Annotated in this window: 8 protein-coding genes; all 8 read right to left on the reverse strand. The window is 52.1% G+C overall.

The window, feature by feature from the left end:
- Positions 1–12: 12 nt before the first annotated feature.
- On the reverse strand, positions 13–4,041 hold the full coding sequence (gene rpoB, locus OGX80_RS00700) for a DNA-directed RNA polymerase subunit beta (protein ID WP_024130652.1): 4,029 nt from the start codon (positions 4,039–4,041) through the stop codon (positions 13–15).
- A gap of 319 nt (positions 4,042–4,360) precedes the next feature.
- Positions 4,361–4,726, reverse strand: a complete 366-nt coding sequence (rplL, locus tag OGX80_RS00705) for a 50S ribosomal protein L7/L12 (RefSeq protein ID WP_012133812.1) — start codon at positions 4,724–4,726, stop codon at positions 4,361–4,363.
- A 66-nt stretch (positions 4,727–4,792) separates the two neighbouring features.
- Positions 4,793–5,290, reverse strand: coding sequence for a 50S ribosomal protein L10 (gene rplJ / locus OGX80_RS00710; RefSeq protein ID WP_004097644.1), 498 nt, complete (start codon positions 5,288–5,290; stop codon positions 4,793–4,795).
- Between the two features lie 355 nt (positions 5,291–5,645).
- Complete coding sequence (rplA, locus tag OGX80_RS00715) at positions 5,646–6,353, reverse strand: 50S ribosomal protein L1 (protein ID WP_012133813.1); 708 nt, start codon at positions 6,351–6,353, stop codon at positions 5,646–5,648.
- A 3-nt stretch (positions 6,354–6,356) separates the two neighbouring features.
- The gene (gene rplK / locus OGX80_RS00720; RefSeq protein ID WP_012133815.1) at positions 6,357–6,785 is read right to left on the reverse strand and encodes a 50S ribosomal protein L11; all 429 of its coding nucleotides are present in this window, start codon (positions 6,783–6,785) and stop codon (positions 6,357–6,359) included.
- A gap of 157 nt (positions 6,786–6,942) precedes the next feature.
- Positions 6,943–7,488: a transcription termination/antitermination protein NusG gene (nusG, locus tag OGX80_RS00725; protein ID WP_003862341.1), complete on the reverse strand. Its 546-nt coding sequence runs from the start codon at positions 7,486–7,488 to the stop codon at positions 6,943–6,945.
- A 1-nt stretch (position 7,489) separates the two neighbouring features.
- Positions 7,490–7,873: a preprotein translocase subunit SecE gene (gene secE / locus OGX80_RS00730; RefSeq protein ID WP_012133816.1), complete on the reverse strand. Its 384-nt coding sequence runs from the start codon at positions 7,871–7,873 to the stop codon at positions 7,490–7,492.
- Between the two features lie 231 nt (positions 7,874–8,104).
- Positions 8,105–9,154 (reverse strand): elongation factor Tu (gene tuf / locus OGX80_RS00735; protein ID WP_286470695.1); only part of this gene is annotated, 1,050 nt, incomplete at its 5' end.

The raw sequence follows: 9,154 nt of genomic DNA on the forward strand, positions 1-9,154 counted from the left end.
TTTGAGCGAGAATTACTCGTCTTCCAGTTCGATGTTGATACCCAGCGAACGAATCTCTTTCAACAATACGTTGAAGGATTCCGGCATGCCCGGTTCCATCTGATGGTTGCCGTCCACGATGTTCTTATACATCTTAGTACGGCCATTCACGTCATCAGACTTAACGGTGAGCATTTCCTGCAAGGTGTATGCTGCGCCGTATGCTTCCAGCGCCCACACTTCCATCTCCCCGAAGCGCTGACCACCGAACTGCGCCTTACCACCCAGCGGCTGCTGAGTAACCAGGCTGTAGGAACCGGTGGAACGAGCGTGCATTTTGTCGTCGACCAGGTGGTTCAGTTTCAGCATGTACATGTAACCTACGGTTACCGAACGCTCGAACTGTTCACCGGTACGGCCGTCAAACAGCGTGATCTGACCGGAAGTCGGCAGGTCACCCAGTTTCAGCAGCTCTTTAATTTCCGCTTCTTTCGCACCGTCGAACACCGGCGTTGCGATCGGCATACCTTTGCGCAGGTTTTCAGCCAGACGCAGAACTTCTTCATCGCTGAAGGTATTCAGGTCAACTTTCTGACGAACGTCAGCGCCCAGATCGTACGCACGCTGGATGAATTCGCGCAGTTTCGCGACTTCCTGCTGCTGTTTCAGCATGGCGTTGATCTTATCGCCGATACCTTTCGCAGCCATACCCAGGTGGGTTTCCAGAATCTGACCGATGTTCATACGAGACGGTACGCCCAGCGGGTTCAGTACGATGTCTACCGGCGTGCCGTTTTCATCGTAAGGCATATCTTCGATCGGGTTGATCTTAGAAATTACACCCTTGTTACCGTGACGACCTGCCATCTTGTCACCAGGTTGGATACGGCGTTTAACCGCCAGATATACCTTAACAATCTTCAGCACGCCCGGTGCCAGATCGTCGCCCTGAGTGATTTTGCGGCGTTTCGCTTCGAGTTTTTTTTCGAACTCGTGTTTCAGTTCGTCATACTGCTCAGCCAGTTGCTCCAGCTGATTTTGTTTCTCTTCGTCGGTCAGGCCCAGTTCCAGCCAGCGATCGCGCGGCAGTTTGTCGAGCTTCTCAGCTTCAACGCCACCGGAAACCAGCACAGCGTGGATACGGCTAAACAGGCCAGCTTCGAGGATCTGCAATTCTTCAGACAGGTCTTTCTTCGCCTGCTTCAGCTGCATCTCTTCGATTTCCAGCGCACGTTTGTCTTTTTCTACGCCATCGCGAGTAAAGACCTGAACGTCGATAACCGTACCGGAAACACCGTTTGGTACGCGCAGAGAAGAGTCTTTAACGTCAGACGCTTTCTCACCGAAGATCGCACGCAGCAGTTTCTCTTCTGGCGTCAGCTGGGTTTCACCTTTCGGCGTTACCTTACCAACCAGAATGTCGCCGCCGGTCACTTCCGCACCGATGTAAACGATACCGGATTCATCCAGTTTAGAGAGTGCAGCTTCACCCACGTTCGGGATATCAGCGGTGATCTCTTCCGGCCCCAGCTTGGTGTCACGAGACACACAGGCCAGTTCCTGAATGTGGATGGTGGTGAAACGGTCTTCCTGGACAACACGCTCGGAAACGAGGATGGAGTCTTCGAAGTTGTAGCCGTTCCACGGCATGAACGCTACGCGCATGTTCTGACCCAGCGCCAGTTCACCGAGGTCGGTGGACGGACCGTCAGCCAGCACGTCGCCGCGCTCAACCGGCTCACCCAGAGAAACACACGGCATCTGGTTGATACAGGTGTTCTGGTTAGAGCGGGTGTATTTGGTCAGGTTGTAGATGTCGATGCCTGCTTCGCCCGGGTACATCTCGTCTTCGTTAACTTTGATAACGATACGGGACGCATCCACGTACTGAACAGTACCGCCACGTTTAGCAACCGCAGTTACACCGGAGTCAACGGCAACAGCACGTTCCATACCGGTACCAACCAGCGGCTTATCAGCGCGCAGAGTCGGAACCGCCTGACGTTGCATGTTCGCACCCATCAATGCACGGTTGGCGTCATCGTGTTCCAGGAACGGGATCAGGGACGCACCGACGGAAACCACCTGTTGAGTGGAAACGTCCATGTAGTCAACCTGGTCGCGGCTGAACAAGCTGGATTCGCCTTTGCTACGGCAAGTAACCAGATCTTCTACAAAGTGGCCTTCGTCATCCAGGTTGGAGTTCGCCTGAGCGATAACGTAGTTACCTTCTTCGATAGCAGACAGGTAATGAATTTCGTCAGTCACAACGCCGTCGGTGACTTTACGATACGGCGTCTCGAGGAAACCGTATTCGTTAGTCTGTGCGTACACGGACAGGGAGTTGATCAGACCGATGTTCGGACCTTCAGGCGTTTCGATAGGACATACGCGACCGTAGTGGGTCGGGTGTACGTCTCGAACTTCGAAGCCTGCGCGTTCACGGGTCAGACCGCCTGGGCCGAGTGCGGAGATACGACGTTTGTGCGTAATCTCAGACAGCGGGTTGTTCTGGTCCATAAACTGAGACAGCTGGCTGGAGCCGAAGAACTCTTTCACTGCCGCAGAAATCGGTTTGGCGTTGATCATGTCCTGAGGCATCAGGGTATCCAGATCGCCCAGAGACAGACGCTCTTTCACCGCACGCTCAACACGCACCAGGCCAACGCGGAATTGGTTTTCCGCCATTTCGCCTACGGAACGGATACGACGGTTGCCGAGGTGGTCGATATCATCGACTTCGCCTTTACCGTTACGGATATCAATGAGCTTCTTCATCACGTCAATGATGTCGTCTTTGCTCAGGATACCGGAACCTTCAATTTCGTCGCGCAGCAGAGAACGGTTGAACTTCATACGACCAACCGCAGACAGGTCATAGCGGTCTTCGGAGAAGAACAGGTTCTCAAACAGGCTTTCAGCCGCTTCACGAGTCGGCGGCTCACCCGGGCGCATCATGCGGTAGATTTCTACCAGCGCGCTCAGACGATCGTTGGTCGGGTCGATGCGTACCGTTTCAGAAATGTACGGGCCGTGATCCAGATCGTTGGTGAACAGCGTTTCGATACGCTTGTGGCCAGACTGGCTCAGCTTCGCCAGCAGATCCAGGCTCAGCTCCATGTTCGCTGCGCAGATCAGCTCGCCAGTTGATTCGTCAACGTAGTCTTTAGACGCCACTTTACCCGCGATGTACTCAACCGGAACTTCGATATGTTTGATATCGTCTTTTTCCAGCTGGCGAATGTGGCGCGCAGTAATGCGACGACCTTTTTCGACGTACACTTTGCCGTTGGCTTCGATGTCAAAGGAGGCGGTTTCACCACGCAGGCGTTCCGGCACCAGTTCCATCTGCAACTTGTTGTCGCGGATCTCGAAGATCACTTTCTCAAAGAACAGGTCCAGGATCTGTTCAGTGGTGTATTGCAGTGCACGCAGAATGATGGTCGCAGGCAGTTTACGACGACGGTCGATACGGACAAACAGGTTGTCTTTCGGATCGAACTCGAAGTCCAGCCATGAACCACGGTAAGGAATGATGCGCGCGTTATACAGTACTTTACCGGAAGAGTGAGTTTTACCTTTATCGCTGTCGAAGAAGACACCCGGGCTACGATGCAGCTGGGAAACGATAACACGCTCAGTACCGTTGATAACGAAAGTACCGTTGTCGGTCATGAGCGGAATTTCGCCCATGTAGACTTCTTGTTCTTTAATGTCTTTTACGGTGCCTTCCGGCGCTTCGCGCTCGTAGATCACCAGACGCAGTTTTACGCGCAGCGGTGCGGAATAGGTCACGCCACGGATCTGACATTCCTGAACGTCAAACACCGGTTCGCCAAGGCGGTAGCTGACGTATTGCAGCTCGGAATTACCGCTGTAGCTCTGAATCGGGAACACGGAACGGAATGCAGCTTCCAGACCGTACTGCCCTTCAGGATCTTGCTCGATAAACTTCTGAAACGAGTCAAGCTGGATAGAAAGGAGATAAGGTACATCCAGAACTTGTGGACGTTTACCAAAATCCTTACGAATACGTTTTTTCTCGGTATAGGAGTAAACCATAGGGTTCCTCAGCTCGCTGACAAGTCGACCCATCTGTCCTGCGGAGGGACAGTTTGTGCAACACTATTTTGTTGACCGGAAAATGGAATACTTTCCGCAATGCCTGTTGCTATCACGCTTAAACCATTTCATTGCGATTTACACAGAACGGGCGTTCTGTCGCAGTATATTAAGTCGTCGATAGAAACAAGCATTGTCAGGACAACCAGTAGTCAAACAGTGTGAAACGCTACTGGCGCCTTACAGCGCAAAAAGGCTGGTGACTAAAAAGTCACCAGCCATCAGCCTAATTTCTTAGGCTGCAACCGGAAGGGTTGGCTTATTTAACTTCAACTTCAGCGCCAGCTTCTTCCAGAGATTTTTTCAGAGCTTCAGCGTCATCTTTGCTCACGCCTTCTTTCAGAGCGGCCGGAGCAGATTCTACCAGGTCTTTAGCTTCTTTCAGACCCAGGCCAGTTGCGCCACGTACTGCTTTGATAACAGCAACTTTGTTAGCGCCAGCAGCTTTCAGAATTACGTCGAATTCAGTTTTTTCTTCAGCAGCTTCAACCGGGCCAGCAGCTACAGCTACAGCAGCAGCAGCGGAAACACCGAATTTTTCTTCCATTGCAGAGATCAGTTCTACAACGTCCATTACGGACATAGCGGATACTGCTTCAATGATTTGATCTTTAGTGATAGACATTTAAATTGTTCCTGAATATCAGAATAAGTTTATACGTAAGCGGATGCGTTACAAAGATAACTGCGATTAAGCAGCTTCTTTCGCATCGCGTACAGCAGCCAGAGTACGAACCAGTTTGCCAGCCGAAGCTTCTTTCATGGTTGCCATCAGGCGTGCAATTGCTTCTTCGTAGGTCGGCAGAGTTGCCAGGCGGTCGATCTGAGACGCCGGGATCAGCTCACCTTCAAAGGCAGCGGCTTTGACCTCAAATTTTGCATTCGCTTTCGCGAACTCTTTGAACAGACGAGCAGCAGCGCCCGGGTGTTCCATAGAGTATGCAATCAGGGTCGGACCAACAAACGTGTCTTTCAGGCACTCGAACGGAGTACCTTCAACGACGCGGCGCAGCAGGGTGTTACGAACAACACGCATGTAAACGCCAGCTTCACGACCTGCTTTACGCAGTTCAGTCATTTTATCTACAGTTACGCCACGGGAATCCGCAACTACTGCAGACAGCGCGCCTTTGGCTACTTCGCTGACTTCAGCAACAATCGCTTGTTTGTCTTGAAGATTTAAAGCCATTAGCTTTGCTCCTGGATGTTTGCCAGAGCTCATGCTCTGGAACTCACTTCACTCTCCTCAACGAGAAGAGCGTCTTAATACGGTGAGCAGAAACAAGCCAGAGTATAAAAAATAATCTTAGCGTTCTGTCACCGTCTACGCAGGGCATTAAGTTTCTTACGAAACACCTGCGGTCTTCGACGGAGGCCTGGATAGGCCAGGCTCCAACGAACAAATCTTGTCTATGACTTCGCCCTTTGAACCGTAGCCGCGTTAGCTGCTACAATTCAAATGACTCGCATAGAGTTCTGTTTATTTCAACAGAAACGTGGGGGTAAGATTGTAGACAAAATCACCGCCCACGTAAAGGCGAATATTAGTTCGCCACAGTCGCAGTCAGACCGGACTGATCAACGGCAACGCCAGCACCCATGGTGGTGGAGATGCTAACTTTCTTGATGTACACGCCTTTCGCCTGAGTCGGTTTTGCTTTTTTCAGCGCAACCAGCAGAGCTTCCAGGTTTTCTTTCAGTTTGTCAGCGTCAAAATCCACTTTACCGATGGTGGTGTGGATGATGCCGTTTTTGTCGTTACGGTAACGAACCTGACCAGCTTTAGCGTTCTTAACCGCTTCAGCAACGTTAGGCGTTACAGTACCCACTTTCGGGTTCGGCATCAGGCCACGCGGACCCAGAACCTGGCCCAGCTGGCCAACAACGCGCATTGCATCCGGGGAAGCAATAACAACGTCAAAGTTCATTTCGCCTTTCTTGATCTGTTCAGCCAGATCTTCCATACCTACCAGTTCAGCGCCAGCAGCTTTAGCAGCTTCAGCGTTTGCACCCTGGGTAAATACGGCTACGCGAACGGAACGGCCAGTACCGTGCGGCAGTACAGTTGCGCCACGTACGTTCTGGTCAGATTTACGCGCGTCGATGCCGAGGTTAACGGCAACGTCTACGCTTTCTACGAACTTAGCAGTGGCCAGTTCTTTCAGCAGAGAGATAGCTTCGTTGATGTCGTACTGTTTGGTCGCATCAACTTTCTCACGGATCACACGCATGCGCTTGGTCAGTTTAGCCATTTCTTAGTCCTCCACTACCAGGCCCATGGAACGTGCAGTACCTTCGATGGAGCGAGTCATCGCTTCAATGTCGGCACCAGTCATGTCGGCAGCTTTGGTCTGCGCGATTTCCTGCAGCTGAGCGCGGGAAATTTTACCTACTTTGTCTTTGTTCGGCTTGCCGGAACCAGACTTAATACCAGCCGCTTTCTTCAGCAGAACTGCTGCCGGAGGCGTTTTGGTAATGAAGGTGAAAGAACGGTCAGCGTAAACGGTGATAACAACCGGAATCGGCAGACCTTTTTCGATGGAATCAGTTTTTGCGTTGAACGCTTTGCAGAATTCCATGATGTTTACGCCCTGCTGACCCAGAGCCGGACCTACTGGCGGACTCGGGTTAGCCATACCAGCTGCAACTTGCAGCTTGACGTAGGCTTGTACTTTCTTAGCCATTGCAATTTCCTCGTTTGGGTATAACGCCTGAAAACAGGCTCCCCGTGATATAAAAAAATCGTTTTACGGGCCAGGCCCATAAAAACAAAAGGCGCGAAATTGTATTCCAATCTCGCGCCTTGTGCAACGATTAAATCGCCGCTTTTTTGATCGCTGCTTAGGCTTTCTCAACCTGGGCAAAGTCCAGTTCTACCGGGGTCGCACGACCAAAGATAGAAACCGACACCTTCAGGCGGGACTTCTCGTAGTCCACTTCTTCAACAACGCCGTTAAAGTCAGCAAACGGACCGTCGTTAACACGAACCATTTCACCCGGTTCAAACAGCGTTTTCGGACGCGGTTTATCACCGACCTGTTGCAGGCGGTTCATGATCGCATCAACTTCTTTGTCGCTGATTGGCGCCGGACGGTCAGACGTACCGCCGATGAAGCCCATCACACGCGGAACACTGCGCACCAGGTGCCAGCTTGCGTCGTTCATCACCATCTGAACCAGGACGTAGCCCGGGAAGAATTTGCGCTCGCTTTTGCGACGCTGGCCACCACGGATTTCGACCACTTCTTCGGTCGGCACCATGACTTCACCAAACAACTCTTCCATATTGTGTAATTTGATATGCTCACGCAGCGATGTTGCTACGCGGCCTTCAAAACCGGAAAACGCCTGAACGACGTACCAGCGCTTTTTAGGAGCTTCAGACATCTCAGAACCTCAGGCCAGTGATAAAGGATACCAGGCGAACCAGAATACCATCCAGTCCCCACAGGATCAGTGACATTACTGCGGTAACCGCAGCCACAATCAGCGTGGTGTGCAATGTTTCCTGGCGAGTCGGCCAAATGACCTTACGGACTTCGGTACGCGCTTCACGGGCAAAAGCAACGGTTGCTTTACCTTTTGTCGTCAACAGCGCGACACCACCCGCTGCAGCAATCAGAATTACTACGGCCAGCGCACGCAGCGGCAGCATCATGTCGCGATAGAGGTAGTTGCCCACAATAGCCACAAGCAGCAATGCGACAACAACGACCCACTTCATCGCTTCCAGGCCGCGCCCGCTTCCTTGAGCTTCGGTATTCGCACTCATAAACCAACCTGTCAGAAGTATTCTACAAACATTTTCACCCCGCGTATGCGAGGCAATCCAAACCGAAATGCTCTGTGTTGCGTTTCGGACTAAACGCCCTCAGCAGAGCCTGTCTCAGCAATGATTATGACAAAAAAAATCACTGATGAGCCAGGTTCTGATGTGAAAGCGTGCAAAAAGGGCATCAAATGATGCCCTTTTATTGCGCATTGCGTCAAATATTATCAGCGATTAGCCGAGAACTTTAGCAACCACGCCTGCGCCAACAGTACGGCCGCCTTCACGGATTGCGAAACGCAGACCGTCGTCCATCGCGATCGGGTGGATCAGGGTAACAACCATTTTGATGTTGTCGCCCGGCATTACCATCTCTACGCCTTCCGGCAGTTCGATGGTGCCAGTCACGTCAGTTGTACGGAAGTAGAACTGCGGACGGTAGCCTTTGAAGAACGGAGTATGACGGCCGCCTTCATCTTTAGACAGAATGTACACTTCAGATTCGAACTTGGTGTGCGGCTTGATGGTGCCCGGCTTAGCCAGTACCTGACCACGTTCGATTTCTTCACGTTTGATACCACGCAGCAGAACACCTACGTTCTCACCAGCACGGCCTTCGTCCAGCAGTTTGCGGAACATTTCAACGCCAGTACAGGTAGACTTCGCAGTCTCTTTGATACCAACAATTTCAACTTCTTCGCCCACTTTGATGATACCGCGCTCTACACGACCGGTAACAACGGTACCACGACCGGAGATGGAGAATACGTCTTCGATCGGCAGCAGGAACGGCTTGTCAATCGCACGCTCTGGTTCCGGGATGTAGGAATCCAGGTAGCCAGCCAGTTCGATGATTTTCGCTTCCCACTCAGCTTCGCCTTCCAGCGCTTTCAGAGCAGAACCACGAACGATCGGCGTGTCGTCGCCCGGGAAGTCGTACTGAGACAGCAGTTCACGCACTTCCATCTCAACCAGTTCCAGCAGCTCTTCGTCATCAACCATGTCGCATTTGTTCAGGAACACGATGATGTACGGAACGCCTACCTGACGACCCAGCAGGATGTGCTCACGGGTCTGCGGCATCGGGCCGTCAGTCGCAGCAACAACCAGGATCGCGCCGTCCATCTGCGCAGCACCGGTGATCATGTTTTTAACATAGTCGGCGTGGCCCGGGCAGTCTACGTGCGCGTAGTGGCGAGTCGGGGTGTCGTATTCAACGTGAGAAGTGTTGATGGTGATACCACGAGCTTTTTCTTCCGGCGCGTTATCGATCTGGTCGAATGC

Origin of the sequence: Citrobacter sp. CK194, from assembly GCF_030333395.1 — a bacterium.
Classification (GTDB): Bacteria; Pseudomonadota; Gammaproteobacteria; order Enterobacterales; family Enterobacteriaceae; genus Citrobacter_B; species Citrobacter_B koseri.

Excerpts from the sequence above, each read along its gene's own strand:
- rpoB (WP_024130652.1), bottom strand. The coding sequence starts at position 4,041 with ATGGTTTACTCCTATACCGAGAAAAAACGTATTCGTAAGGATTTTGGT.
- nusG (WP_003862341.1), bottom strand. The coding sequence starts at position 7,488 with ATGTCTGAAGCTCCTAAAAAGCGCTGGTACGTCGTTCAGGCGTTTTCC.
- rplL (WP_012133812.1), bottom strand. The coding sequence starts at position 4,726 with ATGTCTATCACTAAAGATCAAATCATTGAAGCAGTATCCGCTATGTCC.
- secE (WP_012133816.1), bottom strand. The coding sequence starts at position 7,873 with ATGAGTGCGAATACCGAAGCTCAAGGAAGCGGGCGCGGCCTGGAAGCG.
- rplA (WP_012133813.1), bottom strand. The coding sequence starts at position 6,353 with ATGGCTAAACTGACCAAGCGCATGCGTGTGATCCGTGAGAAAGTTGAT.
- rplK (WP_012133815.1), bottom strand. The coding sequence starts at position 6,785 with ATGGCTAAGAAAGTACAAGCCTACGTCAAGCTGCAAGTTGCAGCTGGT.
- rplJ (WP_004097644.1), bottom strand. The coding sequence starts at position 5,290 with ATGGCTTTAAATCTTCAAGACAAACAAGCGATTGTTGCTGAAGTCAGC.